Genomic DNA, 21,546 nt, shown 5'->3' with positions numbered 1-21,546 from the left:
ATGCGGTCTTCGCCGCCGCGCGGCGGCGCCTCGGGCGCCGTTTCTTTCGATGAATAGATGGGGAGGGCTTATGGCCTCTGGACGATACCCGCCGGCCGCGCCGCTGCTCTTTTTCCTCTGCCTTGCGTCCTTTGCGCCGTCGCCGTCGCAGGCGGTCGACGAGAAGCTGGCGGACGATGTACTCGTGCTCGAGGACATGGAGCGCTCCTGGGGCGAGAGGGCCGAGGCCGCCAAGAGGCTTGCCGGGGCCGGGCCGGCCGCGGTGGAGCCGCTGGCCATGGCCCTCAAGGTGGACGACCACTGGAAGGTACGCCAGAACGCGGCCTACGCACTGGGAGCCATAGGAGACCCCCTGGCCGTCGAGCCCCTTATCGAGGCGCTCTCAACGGACGAGAACGTCTATGTGCGGGCCGAGGCCGCCGAGTCGCTGGGCCGCATCGGTGATGCGAGGGCCGTCGATGCGCTGCGCGCCGCCCTCAAGGACGACGAGACGGCGCCCGACGTGGTGGACGGCGAGGAGGTGGAGGTGGCGATCGTGGCCGCAGCCGCCCGCAACTCGCTCTCGCTGCTCGGCGTGGAGGTCGGCGGGACGGCCGCCGCGGGGGCCGGGAAGAAGAGGCCGCGGGCCGCTCCTCCCGAAAAGAAGGCGACGGCAAGGGCGGCGAAGCCCGCGGAAAAGCCCGCCGCCGGGACGGACGGAAAGAGGCGCCGCCGCTCCGTGCCCTTCTGGCTCGCTCCGGTCTATGAGCCCGGCTACAAGGCGTCCGGTGACGTAAAGACGCTTCTCGACGCCGGGGAGCAGTGGCACAGGCGCGCCGACGCCGCCCGCAGGCTCGGCGTGGTGGGCGGCGAGGCGGCCGTCGATGCCCTTGTGAAGGCCCTGAAGGACGACGCCGAGCCCTTCGTGCGCCGCGAGGCCGCCAGGGCCCTGGGTTCGCTCAAGGCCCGCAGGGCCGCGGACGCCCTGGAGGCGGCGCTCGCCGACCCCGACCCCTGGGTGAGGGTCGAGGCCGCCGGGGCCGTTGAGGCGATCACCGGCAGGAAGGTCGAGGTCGAGGCCCCGGCGCAGGAGCAGGGCGGACCCCGGGAGAGTCCGGGGGCGCAGGAGCAGGAGGCTCGCAAGGGGCGCATCGTCATCATAAATGGCGGCGAGGAGGCCGCCGACGAAGAGGATGAGGCCGCGGCCCGGCCCTGGGCCGTCAACCTCGCCACCTACGGCACGCGCGCCGACGCGGAGGGCCTTGCCGCCCTCGTCGAGCGCGCCGGCTTCAACGCATACATAACGGAGCTCCTATACGACGGAGATACGCTCTACAGGGTGCGGGTCGGATTCTTTCCGAGCGGGGAGCAGGCCCGCAGGGTCGCCAACGAGCTCGCCATGAGGTTTTCGCTCGAAAAGACCTGGATAGTCGTCCCTTCAGAGGACGAGGTGGAGGAACACGGCCGGTGAGCCTGACGGACCTTCGCGGCTCAGGGGATGGAGGTGGAGGCTCCGGCGGGCCGGCCCCGGCCATCGAGGGGGTCGCCTTCCTCGACGACCCTTCGGCCGTCGAGGCCCTGCCGGTGAGGACCCTCTTCGACGAGGAGGCGCTGCTCGTTGCCTGCGCGGGCCGGACCATCGAGGCCGCCGGTCTGCAGGGGGCCGAGGGGGGGGAGGGGGCCGGGCTCGACGACACGGCCCTTGTGGCCGCCGTTGATACGGTCGTGGACGGCTGGAAGGCCGACTACTTCGCGGCGGTGGTGGAGGAGGGGCCCCTCGGCGCAAGCCCTCTTGTCTTCCCCTATACGAGCCCCAACGCCCTGGCGGCGCGCCTGTCAATCGTCCACGGCCTGCGCGGCGAGAGCCTTACCGTGACGAGCGGCCCGCTGTCGTTTCTCAAGGCCCTGGTTCACGGCCGAATGCTCGTTGAGACGGGACGCGCCGCCAGGGTGCTCTGCGCGGCTGTCGCCGAGGGGAGCGCCCTTACACTGCTCCTGTCGGCCCGCAGCGCCCCCCTCTGTCTGAGAGGGGCCTTTGAGAGCGGTGCGGAGAGAAGAGGGGAGGGCCGCAGGCTCTGCCGCGCCATGGGCGAGACGTTCGCGGCTTTCCTCGATGCCTGCGGAGGGGGCCGCGCCTTGATGGAGTTTTGCGACGACAGCGGGCGCGGCGTGACCGTGGAGATCGACGGGCGGCGAAGCGGCCTCTTCCCGGGGCCGGACGGCGCGGCCGGAGAACCTGCAAGCGGAGAGACCGAGGGTGAGTGAAGAGAGCGGGGGCGGGGTTTCGCCGCCGGGGGACCACAACGAGCTGCTCAGGGCCGCGGTCAGGTACGCAGCCGCGGCCTCTCCATTCTACAGGGAGAGGTTCGCAAGGCTCGGCATCGACGCCGCCGCCTTCAGGGGGGTCGAAGACCTGCCAGGCCTCCCTCTCACGACACGGGGGGACATAGAGAGGTCCAATTGGGACTTCCTCGCCGCCGGGCGCCGGGCCGTAAGGGAGATCGTCTCCACCACCGGCACGACGGGGGAGCCTCTCTTCTTCGCCATGACGGCGGCCGACATCGAAAGGCTCGCCGAGAACGAGAGGCGCTCCTTCGAGCGCATGGGGCTCGGCGAGGGCGATGTGGTCCACCTGGCCGTCACCATGGACAGCCTCTTCATCGCGGGGCTCGCCTACCACAGCGGCCTTGCCCGCCTCGGCGCCGCCGCCGTGCGCTGCGGGCCCAAGTCCCCGCTTCGCCACCTCGAGCTCCTCCGATCCCTGCGGCCCGCCGCCGTCGTGGCCGTGCCGAGCTTCCTCGTACACATGGCCTCGGAGGCGCGCCGCCTCGGCATCGCCGTCGAAGGGCTCGTGCCCAAGGCCCTTCTCATAGGCGAGACGGTGAGGAACGAGGACTTCGGCTCCAACCGCCTCGGCGTGCTCGTCGAGGAGGCATGGGGGTGCGAGACCTTCTCCACCTACGGCATCACCGAGGCCCAGACGGCCTTCACGGAGTGCGCCGAACACAGGGGCTTCCACGCCCATCCCGACTTCGTTCACGTCGAGGTCGTCGACGACGAGGGGCGCGTTCTCGGCCCGGGCGAGCCGGGCGAGCTCGTGCTCACCACTCTCGGCGTGGAGGGCATGCCGCTTGTCAGGTACAGGACCGGCGACATGAGCTTCATCGTCGAAGGTCACTGTCCCTGCGGCAACCGCGCGCTGCGCATAGGGCCCGTGATAGGGAGGCGCGGACAGAAGCTCAAGGTCAAGGGCACGACCGTCTATCCTCCGGCCCTCGAGAACGCGCTGCTTCGCGTAAGCGGGGTGGTCAACTTCCAGATAGAGGCGCGAAGCGCCGCCGACGGCTCGGACCGCGTGCTCGTGAGGGTCGGCTCCGAGCGAAAGGACTACGCCTTCGCCGACGAGCTCCGCTCGACGCTGAGGGCCGTGCTGCGCGTAACGCCCGATATCGTGATCATGAGCCCCCCGGAAGTCGAGGCCCTTCTCTGCCTCGACGGACGGCGCAAGAAGGCTACCTTCGTGGACAAGCGGGAGAAAAAAAGACCGGAAGGGGGTACTCCTTAAACATGTCCTTTAACTACGAGGTCATCCACGGACTCGACTTTACGGACGACGAGATCGAAGAGACGCTGAGGCGGGGAGGACTCCTTTCGCTGGAGCTCGAGTTCAGCAAGAGGTGCAATCTGCGGTGCCTGTACTGTTATTCGTCGGCTGGTGAGCCCCTCAAGGACGAGCTCGACTTCGACGAGGTCTGCTCGGTCATAGACCAGGCGGCCCGTCTCGGCGCAAAGAAGATCATACTTCTCGGCGGCGGCGAGCCCCTGCTCTACGGGCGGCTGCCGGAGGTGATCGACTACATACGCTCCAGGGGGCTTGACCAGTCGCTCTTCACCAACGGACTCCTGCTCACCGCCGAGCTCGCGCGCTTTCTGGCCGGCCGGGGCGTCACGGTCGTGGTGAAGCACAACAGCTTCTCGCCACGCATCCAGGACAGCCTGGCGGGCGTGGAAGGGGCCTACGACAGGATCCGCGGCGCCATCGAGAATCTCTTCGCCGCCGGCTATCCGGCCCCGTCCCGGCAGATGGGAATCCAGACGGTGATAGTGAGGCAGAACATCGATGAGGTGCCCGAGATGTGGCGCTGGGCGCGGCGCAGGGGGGTCGTCCCCTATTTCGAGATACTCACCCTCCAGGGCCGGGCCCGCGAGCACGGCGAACTCCTCGTGGACAACGGCGAGATAAAGCGCGTCTTCGAGAGGCTGCGGCGCATAGACAACGAGGAGTTCTCCATAGACTGGAACCCCCACCCCACCATAGCCTCCTTCACCTGCAGGCGCCATCTCTACTCCACGCTCGTCAACTCCCAGGGCTATGTCCAGCCATGCACGGGCATCGACATATTCGTGGGCAACGTGCGGAGCCAGCCCCTTGCCGAGATACTGCGCACGAGCCGCGTGATCCAGGACCTGCGCAACATCCACAGCAAGATCGAGGGCCCCTGCGGCACCTGCGAGCTGAGTCCCGACTGCTACGGCTGTCGCGGCAACGCCTACCAGATGACGGGCAACTACCTCGCCTCCGACCCCAAGTGCTGGCTCGGGGAGGAGCGGGCCGGCCGCGGCGACGGTGACGGGACGAGCCCGCTGGAAGACGCCCCGTCATGCAAGTACTGCTGATATCGGCCAACCGCGAGCGCTCTCCCTACCCGGTGGCGCCGCTGGGGATCGCCTACGTGGCCGCCTCTCTCATCGAGGCCGGCCACCGCGTGCGCGTGCTCGACCTCTGCTTCGAGGACGACGGGCCGGCCGCGGCCGCGGCCGCCGCCCGCTCCTTCGGAGCCGACCTCATAGGGCTCTCCATCCGCAACGTCGACAACCTCACCTATCCCGCAAGCGTCTTCTACCTGCCGGCCGCAAGAGAGGTCGTGGCGAGGCTCAAGGAGGTCTCCGACGCCCCCGTGGTGGTCGGGGGGCCGGGCTTCTCCATCTTTCCCCGCGAGGTGCTCGCCTACACGGGCGCAGACTACGGCATACGGGGCGAGGGAGAGGGCTCCCTTGTCAGGCTCGTCGAGGCGCTCGAGGGAGGGGGCGATGTGGACGGCGTGCCCAATCTGCTCAGGCCGGGCGGCGGGGCGAAAGGGACCGCCCGTTTCGACGAGGACTTCGGCCGCCTTGCGCCGGCCCGCTCCCTTCTCGACAACGGCCGCTACCTCGAGGAGGGAGGCATGGGCAGCGTGCAGACCAAGCGCGGCTGCCCCTTTTCCTGCACCTACTGCACTTACCCCATGATAGAGGGGAGGCGGCTGCGTCTGCGCGAGCCCGCCGAGGTGGCCGAAGAGATCGAGGCCCTCGCGGGCCGTCACGGCGTGGACTACATCTTCTTCGTGGACGACATATTCAACTCTCCCGAGGAGCACGCCCACCTCATCTGCGAGGAGATGATAAGGCGCAATATACGGGTGCGGTGGACCTGTTTCGCCACGCCGAGGACCATGAGCGCCGCTCTCCTCGACGTGATGAAGCGCGCGGGCTGCATGGCCGTCGAGTTCGGCACCGACGGCGGCGGCGACTCTACACTCGCGGCCCTGGACAAGGGCTTTACCGCCGATGACGTGGCCAGGGCCCAGCACCTCTGCGACCGCGCCGGCCTCGAGGCGGCCCACTACCTGATACTGGGAGGGCCGGGGGAGACGGAGCAGACCCTTGCCGGGACCTTTTCCTTCATGGAGCGCATAAGACCGAGAGCGGTCATAGCCATGCTGGGGGTGAGGGTCTATCCGGGCACGGGGCTTGCCGGGAGGGCGCTGGAGGAGGGGGTGATCGGGAGGGGAGAGCCGCTTCTCGAACCCGTCTTCTACTTCTCGCCGCACCTTCCGGCGCGCCGGCTCGTCGAGATGGTGAGAGAGTACGCCCTGAGCCGCCCCAACTGGATAGTGCCCGGCCTTCACATAAGGACCGGCGCGGAGACGGTGGCGATGCTGCGCCGCCTCGGCCGCAGAGGTCCGCTCTGGGACCTCCTTGCAAGGGGGTAGGAGCCGCGGCTCTCCCCGCAGGGACGGAGTGCGCGGCCGACGGAGGGCCCGCCGTCCTCTCCGATCTCTCGGGGAGAGATGGGGATCAGTCGGCCGGTATGTTGGGCAACGTGGTGTGCTCTCCCCTGAAGTTTCGCAGCGTGTACTCCTTTTCGTTCTTGCCCACCATGTAGTAGTCGGGCATGAGCGGTATCTTGCCGATGTTGGTGGAGTTGACGTAAAGGGGCTGTGCAAGGCCGGTGGTGTGGCCCCTGAGGGCGTCGCGGATGAGCTCGGCGCCCTTTTCCACGGGCGTGCGGAAGTGGTCGATGCCGGGGGCGGCCTGGCAGTAGAAGAGGTAGTAGGGCCTGATGCGCACGCTCAGAAGCTTTTCGTGCAGCTTCCTGAAGGTCGCTACGTCGTCGTTTATGCCCTTCATGAGCACGGCCTGGTTGCCCACGTTTATGCCGCAGGTGGCGAGCTCGTAGACGGCGCGGGCCGTCTGCTCGGTTATCTCCTTGGGGTGGTTGCACTGGGTGTTGAGCCAGATGGGCACCTTGTGGAAGCCGCCCAGCACGCGCTTGAGGCCCGGGGTTATGCGGCTCGGCAGGACGATGGGGGTCCTGGTGCCGAACCTTATCATCTCAAGGTGTCCTATTTCGCGCAGCCTGGCGACGATGTAGCCGATCCTGTCGTCGCTCAGGATGAAGGGGTCGCCGCCGGTGACGAGCACGTCCCTTATCTCCCTGTGCTCCCTTATCCACCGCAGACCCTCGTCGACGTCGAAGCGAAGCTCGAGCTCCTTGTCGATGACCACCTCCTTGCGGAAGCAGTGGCGGCAGTATATGGCGCACGTGTCGGTTATGGTGAAGGCTATGCGGTCGGTGTACTGGCGTGCGATGCTGTCGGGACGGTCCTCGCCGTTGTCGCGGTTCTCCTTCCAGACGAGGAAGTTGTCCATGCCGTAGCGGTTCTCGCGCTCCTTGAGCGACGGTACGACCTGGCGGCGGACGGGGCAGGCCGGGTCATTGCGGTCCATGAGCGAGGCGAAGTACGGTGTCGTGCCCCAGCGGGTGCCCAGAGTGGTTACGGCCTCCTCCTCCTCGGGCGTGACGTCTATATATTCCCTCAGCCTCTCGAGCGTGTTGACGCTGTTACGGAGTTCCTCTCTCCATTGTTCCATACATCTCTCCTCGTTGCGGTTCCGTCTCCCGGGCGTCGGAGAAGAGGGACGCCCCATGCCTGGAAGCGGACGGTCGAGGTCGAAGACCTCCAGACCTGCGGCCCCGCAGGGGGCGACGGTTCCATGGCGGCGATGGCAGGGGGAAAGGGCGAAAGTCTAACCGGTGGAAACGACGTTGAGGTCGAACGTTGAAAGAACAAACAGAATGGTGCCGAAGGGGGGATTCGAACCCCCACGGGTCGCCCCACCACCCCCTCAAGATGGCGTGTCTACCAATTCCACCACTTCGGCATGGACTGTTAATCTAACATCTTTCGGCTGTGAAAGTCAAGGACTAAGAAGACTCGGCTTGGCCGCCCAGGGGCAGCCGCCGGGTTTGTGTCCCCTGCAAAAAGGTTCCTCAAGGATAATAAGTCAGGGCCTCCTTCCCGGGACCCGACTGCGCCGTCCGTCCGCCGTGCCGGCCCTCTTAGCCCATCCCCCGAGAGGGATCACTGTGCCGGCTGCTCCTGCTCCGGGGCCTTTTCGACGGGGACCTCCTTGACCACCGGCACGTCGGCCATTACGGAACCGCTGTCGTGTCTGCTCTTGGAGTAGGTGATGTAGAGGGACGTGACCATGAATATGACGGCGCTGGCGGCCGTCACCTTGCTCAGGAAGGTGGCCGGTCCGGCGCTGCCGAAGAGCGTCTGGCTCGACGCCCCGCCGAAGGTCGACCCTATGCTCGCGCCCTTTCCCACCTGGAAGAGGATCGATATGATGAGAAAGACGCATACCAATACGTGTATGACCGTTACCACTGTTAACATGACTATCCTCGACTGCGCAAGACACCGGACAAGAGTAGCCGGCTCTCATCGTATGTTGTTGTGATGGCGCCTTTCAGGTTAAACCAAAAGAGCCGTCGTGGTCAAGGGAAAACTCTTCCGGTGGCGCCGCTACTGGGGCTTCCTTGAGAATCTTTCGCCCCTCGGCCGGCGGCTCCCGGGGGCTCGGCCCGCGCCAGGCGGGATTCTTTTACGCCTATGCGGGTCGAGCCCCCGGGAGCCGCCGCGAATATATAGGGAAGCTCTGATTTATTACACTGGGGGAAACTTTCTGTAGAAAGTTTCCCCCAGCCCCCCTTCAAAGACTTTTAATTCCCTGCGGATCACCCCGATTTTGCTTGCAAAATCGGGGTGATCCGCAGGGCGTTTAAAGTTTTTGGAGGGAGTCTGAGGGAACCTTTTTACAAAAAGGTTCCCTCAGGGTAATTAATCAGAGTTTCCATAGGGGAACTCCGATTAATTACCCTGAGGGAACCGTGGGTCCATGACCCTTTTACAAAAGGCTTCCCTCCGGGATCACTCGAAGCGGACGATCCTTGCGAACTCGTCGGCCTTGAGGCTTGCGCCGCCGACGAGGGCGCCGTCTATGTTCGGGCAGGCCATGAGGCTGTCGATGTTCGCCGCCTTCACGCTGCCGCCGTATATGATGCGCGCCGGCTTCACCTTGTCGGCGTCGTAGAGCTCGAAGAGGAGCTCGCGCAGTGACTGGTGGACCTCCTCGGCCTGCCCGGGCGTCGCCGTAAGTCCCGTGCCTATGGCCCAGACGGGTTCGTAGGCGATGACCACCTCCTTGAGCACGGCCGGTCCCACACCCGATAACGCGCGTTCCACCTGGCGGCGCACCCTGGCCAGGGTCTTCCCCTCCTTCCTCTCGTCGAGCGTTTCGCCGACGCAGACTATGGGGCGCAGCCCCGCCTTGAGCGCCGCGTGGACCTTTCTGTTGACCGTGTCGTCGGTCTCGCCGAAGAGGGCGCGCCGCTCGCTGTGGCCGACTATGACGTAGTCGCATCCCACGTCGCGCACCATGGCGGGCGATACCTCGCCGGTGTATGGGCCGCTCTCCTCCCAGAAGAGGTCCTGGGCGGCGAGCCTTATGGGGCTGTCGGCCGTGAGGAAGTTTAGGTGGTAGAGGGCCGTGAAGGGCGGGGCTATGACGACCTCCACCTCGTCCACGCCCTTTACGAGCTCGCGCAGCTTCATGACGAGCTCCACGCCCTCGCTGACCGTGCAGTGCATCTTCCAGTTGCCGGCGATGAGAGGTTTTGCCATGTCAGGTCCTCCGTGGCGACTATACTCGGTCCGTCCCGCCGGCCCCGCCCTTCAGAGCGCGGCCCGGCGGGCCTCAAGGAGGGCGGCGATGGCGGGCAGCACCTTGCCCTCGAGTATCTCCAGGAAGGCGCCTCCGCCGGTGGAGATATAGCTTATCTTGGCGTACTCGCCGGCGCGGTGCACTGCCACGTCCGTGTCTCCGCCGCCCACTATGGTGAGGGCGTAGGCGTTGGCCACACTGGAGACGAGGGCGAAGGTTCCGCGGCTGAAGGCGTCCATCTCGAAGACACCCATGGGGCCGTTCCAGATGATGGTCTTTGCGTTCTGAACGGCCTCGGAAAAGAGGGTGACCGTAGCCGGACCTATGTCCAGGGCCATCCACTCGGGCGGTATCTCCTGGGAGGTCACGACCTTGGTCTCGGCGTCGGGCGCGAAGCGGTCGGCCACGACGAAGTCGACAGGGAGGTAGAGCTTGATGCCCCTGTCCCTGGCCTTCCTCAAGACCTCGCGCGCCTCGTCGAGCACCGAGTCCTCGCAGAAGGAGCGGCCTATGTTGTACTTTATGGCCTTCAGGAAGGTCAGCGCCATGCCGCCGCCTATTATGAGCTTGTCGACCCTGTCGCACAGGCTCGTGAGTACGCCGATCTTGTCGGAGACCTTCTTGCCTCCTATGATGGCCACCAGCGGCCGGATGGGGTCTTCCAGGGCCCTGGCGAAGTAGGCGAGCTCCTTTTTCATGAGGAGCCCGGCGCCGCAGGCCTTCACGTAGTGGGTTACGGCCACGTTCGACGCATGGGCCCTGTGGGCCGTTGCGAAGGCGTCGTTTATGTACACCTCCACCGGTTCGCCGAGCCTGCGGCCGAAGTCCTCGTCGTTTCGCTCCTCCTCGGGATGGAAGCGCAGGTTTTCCAGGAGCACCACCTCGCCCGGGGCCATGGCGTCGATCATGGCGCGGGTCTCCTCGCCCACGCAGTCGGGCGCGAGCCTCACTTCCTTTTCGAGGAGCCTGGCCAGACGCCTGGCCACGGGGCGAAGGCTCATGGACTCGACCACCCTGCCCTTGGGCCTTCCGAGGTGGGAGGCGAGCACGACCATTGCGTTCTCGTCGAGTGCGTAGTTTATGGTGGGGAGCACGCTCCGTATGCGCGTGTCGTCGGTTATGTTGCCCCGCTCGTCGAGCGGCACGTTGAAGTCCACCCGGATGAGCACCCGTTTGTTCTTTATGTCTATCTCGTCTATGTAGGCGAGGTCCTTCATCATCATGTGGGTCGCTCCTGGCTGGAAAGGGACGGTCCTCACAGGCCCTTTGAGGCGATGAGGTGGAGAAGGTCGCGCAGCCTGCAGGAAAAGCCCCATTCGTTGTCGTACCACGAAAGGACCTTGACCATGCGCGGCCCCAAGACCTTGGTGAGCCCGGCGTCGAAGATGGACGAGTGGGGATTGCCCTTGAAGTCCACGGAGACGCAGGGGTCCTCGCAGTACTGGAGGATGCCGCTGAGCTCCCCCTCGGCCGCCTCCCTGACGGCGGCGTTCACATCGTCGGCCGTCACGTCGCGCTCGAGCTCGGCGACGAGGTCCACTATCGACACCGTGGGCACGGGTACGCGCACGGCCATGCCGTCGAGCCTGCCCTTGAGCTCGGGCAGCACCAGCGACACGGCCCTTGCCGCGCCGGTCGTGGTCGGTATCATGGAGAGGGCGGCGGCGCGGGCCCGCCTCAGGTCCTTGTGAGGCAGGTCGAGGATGTGCTGGTCGTTGGTGTAGGCGTGGACGGTGGTCATGAGGCCGCGGGCTATGCCGAAGCTGCGGTGGAGGACCTTGGCGAGTGGAGCAAGGCAGTTGGTCGTGCACGAGGCGTTGGAGATGACGTGGTGGGAGGCGGGGTCGTAGCTGTCGTGGTTTACGCCCATGCAGAGGGTGATGTCCTCGTTCTTGGCGGGCGCCGAGATGACGACCTTCCTGGCGCCGGCCTCGAGGTGCCCGGCGGCCTTCTCTCTCGCCGTGAAGCGGCCCGTGCACTCCAGGACCACGTCGACGCCGAGCTCCCTCCAGGGCAGGGCGGCCGGGTCGCGTTCGCAGGTGATCCTTATCTCGCGGCCGTCGACGGTTATGGAGTCCCGGCCCGCGCCGACGTCGGCCGGGAACGCCCCGTACAGGGAGTCGTACTTCAGGAGGTGGGCCAGCGTGGCCGCATCGGTCAAGTCGTTTATGGCGACGAACTCTATCTTCTCGTCACCGAGACAGGCCCTGAAGGTGTTCCTGCCTATGCGCCCGAAACCGTTTATGCCGACCTTTAGCGTCATCTCTCCAAAACCTCCCTTTTTATTTGTCCGGGGGACTTTCTGCGCAAGGGCCGCGCAGCCGCTTCTTCCCCGGCCCCTTCGACGACTTCCGGTCTCGACCGGGCCCCGCTCCTCTTTCAGCCGTCACAGCGACCGCGGGTTCATGAGCCGTTTACAGGAAGGACCCCGGCGCGGCCTCCCTGGAGGCGGGCGGGGCTGAAGCGTTCAAGCGCCTTTCGCAGCTCTCGCAGGGGCATCTGTCCCGGCGCCGTGGCCTCGGTCACGGCGCCGTAGGTGAGGAGCGAGCCGAGCATGGGGAAAAAGACCCGTGAAGCGGCGGCGAAACCTCCCATGGCCACGACCGCCAGGTCGTTGCGGTCCAGGAGGAGCGCCGCAAGGCGGCGCAGTTGCGCCGGCCGGTCGGCCCTGGCGGCGATCTTCACCATATGGGCTCCCAGGGCCTTGCCCTCGTCGACGACGGACGCCAGTCTCGCAGCGCCCGGAGTGCCCCTGAAGTCGTGAAACGAGGCTATGAGCCTGAGTCTGCGCCGCCTTGCCAGGGCCGCCACCTGCGCGGCTATGGCGCTCGACGATATCTCTATGTCAACGGCGTCGACCCAGGGGGCCGCCGCCTCGAAGAGCTCGAGCCTCAGTGCGTCGCAAAGGCGCGCAGGCGAACCCTCCCTTGCGCTCCGCACGGTGGCCAGAAGCGGCATCGACGCCGCGGGGCTCCGGCCTCCGGAGCGGATGCGCCTCAGCCCTCTCGACAGCTTTTCGGGGTCGGCCCCCTCGAAGGTGTCGATCCTCAGCTCGAGGATGTCTGCGCCGTGGGCCGCGGCCTTTCTCAGGGTCGCCGCCCGAAGGCCGTCGATTATCACCCCGACGACGGCGGTCCTGCCGCCGCCCACCTCGATCTCTCCTATCTTCATCGCCTTCCCCGAGGCGCCGCCCCTCGAAAGCCGGGAAGGGCCAGGCGCAAGGGCCTTCACACCCGCAGTAGCCCTCTCTCCCCCGAAACCCTTCGCCGCCCCCGCCGCCCCGCCTCTGCGCGCAGGGAGAGCCGCCGCGGCGTACTTGATTGGAGGGAATTCGAGGGGACACTCCTGCAAAAAAGGCTTCCTCGGTGAAAAAGAGTTTCCTTGAGCGGAACTTGCCGGCGCGCGGTAGTCCAGCATAACGTAAGGCGATTTCTTAGTCAAGGAGAAAGGTTCGGCGCCGCGGGGCCGAGGAAGCCCTGACTCGAGGGGACTCTGGTTTATCTGGCCCGGTGGGTCTTTCGTTTTTGGTAAATGTGGTAGCCATGGGCTTAAGGCAAAACAGACGAGATTACCCTGCTGCAGCGGGAGACCCTGGACGAGATATGCCGCCATATCGGCGCCAAGGGGTACCCGCCGGCGGCAGGCCTCGTAGACGTTACGGCGCTTTTCTGCAAGCTGTAGCATTGAGAGCCTCGTCTGTGCTATCTTCTTTTTGGCAGTCATCTCCTCCTACTCTCGATTAAGGTTTGGGTGGTTAAAACATCTTAACCGAATATGTTGATTACGAGCGGAGCTGAGTGTAAAATGTATTTTTGGGGGGGCGTACCCGGCAAACGGAGATTTCTTGTAGAATAACTATTTAGGCAACGAAAATGGATGGAAAGTTACCGAAAATCATACGGATAATGCCGGACTATGGGCCATGCTATGCCTGTGACGAAAACTACTGTGCTTTTGAGCTGACTAATTATTTTGAGAATCATCCAAGAATCGAAGAAATACGTGAAATTGAAGATCAGCTGTATGGGTTGGCGTGTTGGATAGATAGCGGGGAGCCTGATACTAATCCGAATTTTCCTTGGTATGAACTTGATAAAAAAGGCTTGGAATTGACTAAATTGCTGTCCAAGATATTGGGAGACACCGGAATACCAATTGTTTATTGTTTTCATTACAACAATCCAAATCGCTCAAGAGATGAAGAAGTAATTGTTTTAGATGATGAAAATGCCTAACAAGCGGCTGAAAGAGGACTGGCAAACCCTCTGCGCTCCTTTACCAGCCTTTTAGCTGCAGCGTTGTCAAAACCAAATTCCAAATCGAGTGTCGAGACTCCCCGCCGGGAAATCCGCGCATTAATCCCATTTCTCAAACCCTGCGACGGACTTTTGGTTCGAAAATTCGGGTGCTTTTTCGCACCACAGGCCGTGTTTCCAAACTTGCGAAAACGGCCGGTCGGCTTAGGTCCTTGATATAAAAGGGATTGCCCAACCGGACGAGCTTTGAGACTTCGTCCTTCGAGGCCAGAGAATCTGGGGGCAAACAGAGAATGAAAGGCGGGAAAAGAGGGAGGCCACTAAGTGGCTCTTATTACGGGGCTTCGCCCCTCAGGCGGGTGGAGAATCCCGGAGATCAAAGTCGTTTCTTTGCAAAAGCCCGGCCTGATGGACTTTTTAGATAAGTTTCGAAGTCCAATGCTCTCTCCCGATCGGTGAACGCTATGGCTGTTTTAATGTGCCACGGCTTGTATTTCGTCGTAGATGTAACCTGACCGGAATTATGTGATTTCAGGCGAGAATCGAGGTCTTCGGTGAAACCCGTGTAAAAATGTTCGGGGTCGGATTCGGATTGCAAGATGTAAACATAATAAAAGTTCATCGTCCCCATGCTCGTAAGGCGTGCCGAGCCGGAGCTTCGAAACAACAATAGCATTATAAAAAAGCCCGTCTTCGTTGTCGTGCAACTTCGACGCGGCAGCCTTCTCTTCTCAACAGGTTTCGAAGCGAAGGCTGGTGGAGGGCTCGCCGCCTTCCCAAAACTCAGTCTCCCCAGCGCCTACGCATCAAAAGCCTTTTATTTACAATGCCTTGAGAGTTTCCAAGTGCCGTTCTCCGCGTCCCTACGCGGGAAATGTTTTTCTCCACATTTTCCCCAAACAGAGAATGGACGTGGGTTCGATTCCCACTGCCATATCAAACGCGGTGTTGTCATAACACGTCCACATCGCTGATTTTGCAATCGGTTGCTCTGTTCAACCATCTTCCTTCGGTTGAATAATTCGCGACCTTGAGACAATGGTGAGCGATGTGGACCCACGTGTGAGTGCAACATACAAGTTCCTTCGGTTATATGCATCGGCGTCTAGGAGTACAGCATGATCGAACTCTAGGCCTTTGACCAAGAGAGTTGTGCCAACCGCACACCGTGGTAGTCGACGGCCAATCTGTCGTGTCCGGTTCCGGATAATCCAGGCCGCCTCCTCCAGGTTCGCTGCTTCTGCCGTCGCCACAGCAAGAATAGACTTCATCATCTCCCGCAGCAGCTCCCTGCGATACACTTTAGCGCCCGGAATCAGTCTGAAGGATTCAAGCGCCACTGCCACAGGCCGATAATCCGGTTCCTGAGCAACGGCGATCAGAGCTCCGATTTGTTCGCGATGTTTGCGTCCCTTTGGGGGCCTTCCCTCACTGAATGCGTTCCACGTACTCCTAAGCTCTGTCGAAACCTTGGTCATGCACTTCTTGGCGAAGTCGAGAACTGCGATGGCCCTCGCCGGCCCGATTGCGTTATCAAACTGTTTGGCAGCTTCGTAAAGGTCCTTCTCATCAATGGCCTCGACGCAGGAGTAAATACCCCTAAGGCGGCTGGCCAGTTCATGGCATTGATTACGCCACTGCAGGATAGCGATGACCCTCTTACCATCGCTCCGAGCTGCGTCGAAGCAGGCCGCCAGTTGTTTCCCCTGGCTAGTTTCCATCGAGCGAGCCTCGATCCATTGAACGGGCGCACCGCGAAGATCTAGATCGCAGCCGTTCGAGAGTCTCTCTCTGACCTCTTGGAGCCACTCCCCAAGCTCAGGATTCGAGTTCCGCCATCGCCAGGGAACGGTTGGTTCGGGAACAGGTTCGAAGTGCGGAACCACGTGTGTATTCCAGTCGATTGGCTTGTTATTGCCGAAGTCGAAGATCGCCTGGAGTGGATCGCCGACTATCCTGCAGGGCAGAATATCGGCAAGAGCCAGCACGAGTTCATGCTGCTCTATGGTGCAGTCTTGATACTCGTCCACGTATACACCGGTGTAGGATGCCCGTAGGATATCCTGAATTGGACGAAGGTGGAGCAAGCGAGTGGCTGCGACGTAGACTGCGTCATATTCGTCGATAGTTCGAGGCTTGGGCGTCGGCAACGCAGATGTCCGTGGGAAGGATACTGCCAGTCGGAGTGCCCATCCGGCTATCGTATCCACGTGGTAAGCCTTTGCTGGAACCCCGAACGTGGCAAGCCGGCGGCGGAGCGCATCCACTCCCGCGTGGGTATGGGTAAGCACAAGCTCCCGTCCGTTCCCGTACTTCGCGACGGCCATCCCGATCAGGTAGGTCTTGCCGCATCCTGCAGCGGCGATCATCGAGCCAAGACGACTTCTTGCCAGGGTCTCAGCCTCATTCATCGCTGTGCGCCCACTTTTGAAGAGCAGCTATCTTCTGCCCGAGGTCTGTCTCCTTGATATTGACGTAATATTTGATGACTATCTCTGACAAGTCCTCGGCAAGATCAACGCGCTTGAACCAACCTTTCTTTTTTGCCGCATCGCCGATGGCCTTTCGGAAGTCGTCATCGTTTGGGCCTAAACCGAGCCAGTCTGATGGGTTGTTGGTCAACTTTCTCTCAGAGTGAGCTTCCAACCTGGTAGCTATGGCGTCCCGTACACTGTCCTCGCCCCAAACGTTCATCGCCAAGTTCACGACGTCGACAACACCGTCCCAAGGCAAATCCAACCCGATTCGTTGTTCAATTGCTGTATCCCCATCCCAGAGGAGGACCTTCACACCTGCCTGCTCAAGAGCATTTTGATCTGGGTCAATGGGTTGGTCCGAGTCACCAAGAAACAAGACATCATAAGAAAGGTCGGCCAGCGCCTTTGTGACGCGGGTGGCTTCTGACCCTCCCCCATCCGCAAGCGCAATCCCTGCCAAGGCAAAGGATGGTCTGCCATCCCTGGACCACCACGCATCGAGCCCCCGGCAAAACCCAAGTTCTGTTTTTCCCTCACAGACGATAACTTTACGGGCAAGGAATGCCTCGCTCGCTTTCCGAACGATTGGTTGCAAGTCCTCCGGGACGGAATAGACCTTCGTGACCCCATGCTCGTGCCGGACAATTCGGATGTCTTGGGCATTGAGCTCGCCGAGGACGACAGGCGAGTGTGTCGTCATTAGCACGTGCCGCCGACCTAGTGCGCCGTCGTTAGCGCTAAGCACCCGAATTAGACGTCGAATGCGGTGCGGCTCCAGTCCATGCTCCACCTCATCAATCAAGGTAGGCCCGCCAGCCTTGGCAACCTCACGTTGCATTGCGACAGCGAGAAGCCGTCGTGTACCAAGGCCCGCACGTCGCAGGGGAACCTCGCCGTCATGGAGAGAGACCCCACCAAGTCCGACAGACACGGCCTGGACGTCCAGATGTGGCTTGTACTCAGCCGTTGGAGCAACTCCCATCTCCTTGCCGGCTTGTCTCGCCCGTAATGCCGCCTGTCGAAGACTGGAAAGCTTCTCGTGCGGAACATCAGCAAGAGCACTCCGTGCGGCTCGACCCGCCTCGGCGAGGATACCGGAAAGGCTGTCCGCCTCGCCAGTGAGTCGGGAAAGGATTGACCCTCGACTCCAAGAGAAGTGCCTGTCTAAGTAGTCTCCCAGCCGGGCACATCCAAGCTTCTCCCTGTCCTTGGCCGTGATGTGTTTCCCCTCTGGGTTTCGGTCATTGACGACGGCCCACGACTGCTCCAGCGAGGGTTCGACGCGAAGCTGGATGGTCAGAACCATTTCGTCTTCTTGCTCGGGTTCGTCATGGAGCTCACCGCTGGGGCTCCAGCCTCGGGCCTCGAGGCCGTACTTTGCATCGCTTTTGAATTCCTCAGGCAGGTCGCCAACGGTGACGCGGATGACGATAGGCTCGGACGTATCCGCATCATAGAAGTCCGTGTCGTCGAAAGGGATGTTCCACCGTGGCGACAACGCAAGCTCTATGGCGTCGAGGATCGTCGTCTTGGTAGCGTCACCCGGTCCAATGAGGCACACAATATCGCCATCAACACACCACTTCAGCTCCTTGATACCCCGAAATCTTTCGATCTCCACCTGCCGAATCCTCATAGCGCCGGCTCCTTCACGATGTTTGCCCGTTCCTCTAGGTCACCAAGCGCATCCCGGATCTGTTTCAGAGCCGATTCAATATCTTCGGTGACCTCCGCAGCGATGATGTGCGGGTCGGACAGGTCGGATGAGTCCCCGATTGTTCCGTCAACGCGAAGCACGTAACCCTGGTAGCTGTGGTGTCGCTCGTCGAAAGACCGCATGGGACGGATTCGTGGCTGAACGGCTTTGATCCGTCCGCACCAGGCGATTTTCTTTGCATTGGACTTTCCTAGTACCATTAATTTCTATCCAGCTTGCACAGGACCCGGTGGATGCGTCGGACCCGTTCGTCGTCCGACATGAACAGCGTGATCCCTCGGTTAAAGACCGTGATCTCGACCGTGTCGTCGGTCAGGGCCAGTTTCAGGTGGTCGCATTCCACAGGAACACCGGCATGCTTGTCCCCATAAACACCGCTAAGATTGAGCAAATCCTCCTCGTTGATCGCCTTCCTTACGTCTGCGGAAATCTTGGCCCCCCGCCAGACTTTCATAGGCAGACCGTCCGCTTTCATTCCCTTTCCGAGCAGTCCCTTGCGGTACTCGACCCGTTCCAGGTCCTGGATCATTGCAGATATCCTCCTCAACCATATCGCGGTTCAAAGCCCCAACCGAACTGCCACGTCCTCGAAATCCGGGGCTTCAGCATAAAGCTTCTCGAACTCGGCACGGGCGCGAGACTTCTGCCCCAAATCCTCGTAGGCCAGAGCGCGTTCGTAACGCAGGGCGCGGAGGAGATCATCGGACCGGCCTTTCTTGCGGCGCAGGGCGGCTGTTAATGTGTCCCGGGCCGCGGTTGCCAGACCGAGGTGCCGAAGCGCTTTAGCTTTGTAAAGCATCAAAGCTGCATGGATAGGCGTCTCGTTCTCAATGCCCTCAACCAACCGTACAACCTTCTGACAGACGTTCTTGACGCCCGGATGAGCGTCCAGCAGCAGCTCTGCAAGAGACAACTTCACCACCACGTCGTCGGGTTCGAGCCGCCGCAGTTTTTCCAGGCAGGCAATCGCATCCTGCCAACGCTCCTGACGCTGGTAGGCCTCTACCAGGCCCAGCAACACACCCCGAAGATCCGGGCCCACATGCGCGGATATCTCGTCTGTGATGGGCAGGCTCATGGTGGCGGAGATGCCGTATTTGGAGAAGTAACGGCTCAAGCGGCGGTGCTTTTCGGCGGCCGTGGACAGATAGCTCGCAGCTTCTTCCAGCCGCTCCTTCTTGAGGGCCAGGAAACCGGCAAGGTACGCGCCGTCGGCCAAGTGAGCGGCCTTCTCGAGGTGTTCGAGGGCCTTCTCTTCGTTGCCCAGTACCAGCTCCCGGCAACCGTCCACCAAGGCCTCCTCGTCGTCCGGCGTGATGAGCCGCTTGAAGAAGCCCAGGGTCAGGCGGTCTTCCGGGCGGACGGTTGGGGCGGCCTGAGCAGAGTAGGACGCGCTTCTCCGGCCGCCTGATCTCCCGCTTGGAAGGGTTGTGGTGTAAAATAGCCCCGTTCCCGGAATACCCACCGTCGCACGTTTGCCTCGGGAGCCAACGGTGAACTTCGCACCTCGTGGTCCGAACGAGAGCGATCCACCCGATTTGCTCAGGTTCAGGGTCACTCCAGGTGCGATTTTGATTCTTCTCCAGAAACGGAATCCCATTTCAGATTTCCTTACTGCATACCATATGGCCTGTATTGTCTTCTGCCTGCCATAATTCCTCGTGATGCTCAGTTTTCCAGAAACTCAGCGAGTCTGTCCCAAAGTCCGGCGATATCTTCTTTGAGTTCGCACTCCCATACGATGAAATAGTTCCAGCCATCTGCAATCAGATCTTGATAGTTTTTTTGATCGCGTCTGACATTCTCATTGATCTTCTTTTTCCAGAATTCTCTGTTTGTCCTGGGCCACTTGAAATACCTGCAATCATGTTTATGCCAGAAACAACCATGCACAAAGACTGCCTTTCTTTGCCGGGGGAAAACAATATCGGGTTTGCCTGGCAGATCTTTCCGATGAAGTCGATATCTGTACCCTCGCGACCACAGCCATTTACGAACCAACAACTCCGGTTTCGTGTTTTTGCCTTTTATCCGGGACATGTTGTAGCTTCGTTGTTCCGGCGAGTGAACATCCATTATTCTGTCTCCCCGGATGAGGAAACCACCTCATCAATTATTTTGTTGCGTTCGATGTCAGGTTGCCCCTGACGGGCATAATAGGAAGAAAAACGGGACAATATATCTTTCACGAAGTGCGGGGAGATCTGAATGTGCGGTTGATTATAAGCGTTCTCGAATTCATCTTTTGTACACGTTGATATTTTTCTGAAATTAATAAACCCACCCTCGAAGTAACCTGTCTTAGGCAACCAGTGAAAGTAACCAGTGTAATTATTGCCAAAGACGTTTTTGAGCTTGTTCTCTTTCTTGGCCTTTTTGGTAATGCCATTCAATGCTGCATCAATAATTGAGTTCGCTTCTTCAACCTCAACGAGAAGGATACGATCAGTCTTGAAATTGCCATCGCTTCTTACAACCAGATCACAGGCCGGACTTAATACCACATAAAGATCTTCCCCATCCATTTTCTTTACAATACTTCCCGTCTTCAGGCCATCCGAAAATGGAGGATAAATATAGACTTCCTCCGGGAAACATTGATCCTCATCGTCATCAAGAATCTGTACAAGATGATTAAGTGTGAAACGCAGCAATGCCTTCTCGGTTCTCGACGGATTTGCTTTCCCATAGATTTTCCAGTCCGGTAACTGGGGCAACAGATTCTTCAGGAACACTTCATTCAGCGTCTGCTCTATCTTTCCCCTTCCCCCCATGATTTTTGTCAGGCCTGTATTATAAATTTCAAAAAACACATCAAGTATGTCTTTCTGGTAATCTGCCTCACCTTTTTTCAGAACCTTGACCAAATCAGATTTTTCTTCCTCACCTATGCTGTCTGGCGTCCCCGTGAGAATAATAACAGGTATTCGGAAAAAAGAATCTTTGATTTTTGCCAAAACATCTTTTCCTCTGTTATCACCATCAGAAAATTTCAGGTCAATAATTGCGCCATCGAATGAACCATCTATCTTATCAAGAGCGTCATCAACCTTCTTGCATTCTATCAATTTAAATGTCAGATTAACGCCTTCATCAATTTTTTTCTGTTGATAAATTTCAACAGAATCTCTACAAACATTCAAGTCCGATTCGGCGTCCTCAATAATCATTAATTTAATCTCAGGCATGATTAATTCTCCGACTTCGGTTGCAATCTGAAAAATGCACCACTTTCAGACTCGAAAGCCTTCAGCGCAAGTCCATTTCGGGTGGATGCCTCACCGGCAATAGCCAGTCCGAGCCCCGTACCATCTGGTTTGGTGGAAAACTGAGGCTCAAAAATTACTTCGCTGGTTATGAGCTGTGATTCTATTCCCGGACCGGTATCCTGATAATCAATGTATAGAAGTTCATTTCCGTCTGTTGCGATGTCGACGGTGATTTCCTTTTTTGGGGATTTTTTTTCATTCATCCAGTAAATACTGTTATCGATCAGGTTGGTGAAAATCGCATACACATCCTGATGCCAGCATGTAAATCTGAAATCACCGGGGCCGTTAACCTTGGTAGTAATACCGATTTTTTTCATTTCCTCGCTGAAGACCTCAAATATTTCCTCAATCGTTCTTCTGAGAGGCAGTGACCTTCTTCTGCTTCTTTTCCCGGCAGCAAGAGGATCAAGGCGACTGAAAAGTTTCACAAACACATCGGCGTTTTTACCAATACCCTCGGTAATCGGAATAATCTTTGCCAATGTTTCCGGATCTCGCTTCTCCCGGAAGGAATT

The 21,546-nt window shown here is 60.5% G+C and carries 21 protein-coding genes and 1 tRNA gene; 6 read left to right on the top strand and 16 right to left on the bottom strand.

Translation table 11 applies throughout. From position 1 onward, the window contains the following. Positions 1–70 precede the first annotated feature (70 nt). The 5 genes from ENJ37_08450 to ENJ37_08430 are packed head-to-tail and all read left to right on the top strand — an operon-like array spanning position 71 to position 6,011. On the top strand, positions 71–1,450 hold the full coding sequence (locus ENJ37_08450; GenBank protein ID HHL40522.1) for a hypothetical protein: 1,380 nt from the start codon (positions 71–73) through the stop codon (positions 1,448–1,450). Beyond that, on the top strand, positions 1,276–2,244 hold the full coding sequence (locus tag ENJ37_08445; GenBank protein HHL40521.1) for a hypothetical protein: 969 nt from the start codon (positions 1,276–1,278) through the stop codon (positions 2,242–2,244). Before ENJ37_08450 ends, ENJ37_08445 begins: the two co-directional genes overlap by 175 nt. Then, positions 2,237–3,544, top strand: coding sequence for a phenylacetate--CoA ligase family protein (locus ENJ37_08440; GenBank protein ID HHL40520.1), 1,308 nt, complete (start codon positions 2,237–2,239; stop codon positions 3,542–3,544). The genes ENJ37_08445 and ENJ37_08440 overlap by 8 nt, the downstream gene beginning before the upstream one ends. A 2-nt stretch (positions 3,545–3,546) precedes the next feature. After that, a complete protein-coding gene (locus ENJ37_08435; protein ID HHL40519.1) occupies positions 3,547–4,656 on the top strand; it encodes a radical SAM protein in 1,110 nt (369 codons plus the stop codon). Next, positions 4,641–6,011, top strand: coding sequence for a radical SAM protein (locus ENJ37_08430; GenBank protein HHL40518.1), 1,371 nt, complete (start codon positions 4,641–4,643; stop codon positions 6,009–6,011). Before ENJ37_08435 ends, ENJ37_08430 begins: the two co-directional genes overlap by 16 nt. Before the next feature lie 85 nt (positions 6,012–6,096). Here ENJ37_08430 and ENJ37_08425 read toward each other — a convergent pair whose 3' ends face one another. The 7 genes from ENJ37_08425 to ENJ37_08395 all read right to left on the bottom strand — a co-directional run bounded on the left by ENJ37_08425 (position 6,097) and on the right by ENJ37_08395 (position 13,032). Beyond that, positions 6,097–7,173 (bottom strand): KamA family radical SAM protein, encoded by a 1,077-nt coding sequence (locus ENJ37_08425; protein HHL40517.1) that lies wholly within the window; start codon positions 7,171–7,173, stop codon positions 6,097–6,099. A gap of 206 nt (positions 7,174–7,379) precedes the next feature. Continuing rightward, positions 7,380–7,464, bottom strand: a tRNA-Leu gene (locus ENJ37_08420). Positions 7,465–7,664: 200 nt separating this feature from the next. Continuing rightward, positions 7,665–7,982 (bottom strand): preprotein translocase subunit SecG, encoded by a 318-nt coding sequence (gene secG / locus ENJ37_08415; protein HHL40516.1) that lies wholly within the window; start codon positions 7,980–7,982, stop codon positions 7,665–7,667. A gap of 534 nt (positions 7,983–8,516) precedes the next feature. After that, entirely contained in the window at positions 8,517–9,269 is a 753-nt protein-coding gene (locus ENJ37_08410) for a triose-phosphate isomerase (protein HHL40515.1), read from the bottom strand. Between the two features lie 51 nt (positions 9,270–9,320). Further along, positions 9,321–10,526, bottom strand: coding sequence for a phosphoglycerate kinase (locus ENJ37_08405; GenBank protein HHL40514.1), 1,206 nt, complete (start codon positions 10,524–10,526; stop codon positions 9,321–9,323). 38 nt (positions 10,527–10,564) lie between these two features. Next, positions 10,565–11,572, bottom strand: coding sequence for a type I glyceraldehyde-3-phosphate dehydrogenase (gap, locus tag ENJ37_08400; protein HHL40513.1), 1,008 nt, complete (start codon positions 11,570–11,572; stop codon positions 10,565–10,567). 140 nt (positions 11,573–11,712) lie between these two features. Next, the gene (locus tag ENJ37_08395; GenBank protein ID HHL40512.1) at positions 11,713–13,032 is read right to left on the bottom strand and encodes a type I 3-dehydroquinate dehydratase; all 1,320 of its coding nucleotides are present in this window, start codon (positions 13,030–13,032) and stop codon (positions 11,713–11,715) included. Positions 13,033–13,181: 149 nt separating this feature from the next. On the opposite strand from ENJ37_08395, the gene ENJ37_08390 reads away from it, so the two are divergent. After that, complete coding sequence (locus ENJ37_08390; GenBank protein HHL40511.1) at positions 13,182–13,544, top strand: hypothetical protein; 363 nt, start codon at positions 13,182–13,184, stop codon at positions 13,542–13,544. Between the two features lie 397 nt (positions 13,545–13,941). On the opposite strand, the gene ENJ37_08385 is transcribed toward ENJ37_08390, so the two are convergent. The 9 genes from ENJ37_08385 to ENJ37_08345 form a co-directional block, all read right to left on the bottom strand. Further along, positions 13,942–14,187 carry a GIY-YIG nuclease family protein gene (locus tag ENJ37_08385; protein HHL40510.1) on the bottom strand — a complete coding sequence of 82 codons (246 nt, stop codon included), beginning with the start codon at positions 14,185–14,187 and terminating at the stop codon, positions 13,942–13,944. 373 nt (positions 14,188–14,560) lie between these two features. Then, positions 14,561–15,976: a DNA/RNA helicase gene (locus ENJ37_08380; protein HHL40509.1), complete on the bottom strand. Its 1,416-nt coding sequence runs from the start codon at positions 15,974–15,976 to the stop codon at positions 14,561–14,563. Then, a complete protein-coding gene (locus tag ENJ37_08375) occupies positions 15,969–17,678 on the bottom strand; it encodes a hypothetical protein (GenBank protein HHL40508.1) in 1,710 nt (569 codons plus the stop codon). Before ENJ37_08375 ends, ENJ37_08380 begins: the two co-directional genes overlap by 8 nt. Continuing rightward, positions 17,675–17,959: a hypothetical protein gene (locus tag ENJ37_08370; protein ID HHL40507.1), complete on the bottom strand. Its 285-nt coding sequence runs from the start codon at positions 17,957–17,959 to the stop codon at positions 17,675–17,677. Before ENJ37_08370 ends, ENJ37_08375 begins: the two co-directional genes overlap by 4 nt. Then, positions 17,959–18,288: a hypothetical protein gene (locus ENJ37_08365; GenBank protein ID HHL40506.1), complete on the bottom strand. Its 330-nt coding sequence runs from the start codon at positions 18,286–18,288 to the stop codon at positions 17,959–17,961. Before ENJ37_08365 ends, ENJ37_08370 begins: the two co-directional genes overlap by 1 nt. 30 nt (positions 18,289–18,318) lie before the next feature. Then, positions 18,319–19,359 (bottom strand): DUF4236 domain-containing protein, encoded by a 1,041-nt coding sequence (locus tag ENJ37_08360; protein HHL40505.1) that lies wholly within the window; start codon positions 19,357–19,359, stop codon positions 18,319–18,321. A gap of 68 nt (positions 19,360–19,427) precedes the next feature. Further along, positions 19,428–19,838, bottom strand: a complete 411-nt coding sequence (gene vsr, locus ENJ37_08355) for a DNA mismatch endonuclease Vsr (protein HHL40504.1) — start codon at positions 19,836–19,838, stop codon at positions 19,428–19,430. After that, the gene (locus ENJ37_08350; protein ID HHL40503.1) at positions 19,835–20,947 is read right to left on the bottom strand and encodes a response regulator; all 1,113 of its coding nucleotides are present in this window, start codon (positions 20,945–20,947) and stop codon (positions 19,835–19,837) included. Before ENJ37_08350 ends, vsr begins: the two co-directional genes overlap by 4 nt. A gap of 2 nt (positions 20,948–20,949) precedes the next feature. Next, positions 20,950–21,546 (bottom strand): HAMP domain-containing histidine kinase (locus tag ENJ37_08345; GenBank protein HHL40502.1); only part of this gene is annotated, 597 nt, incomplete at its 5' end.

The sequence above is a fragment of the Deltaproteobacteria bacterium genome (assembly GCA_011375175.1).
Lineage (GTDB): Bacteria > Desulfobacterota > GWC2-55-46 > GWC2-55-46 > DRME01 > DRME01.
The sequence above is the reverse complement of the archived record's forward strand: the minus strand, read 5'-3'. Positions and strand labels throughout refer to the sequence as shown.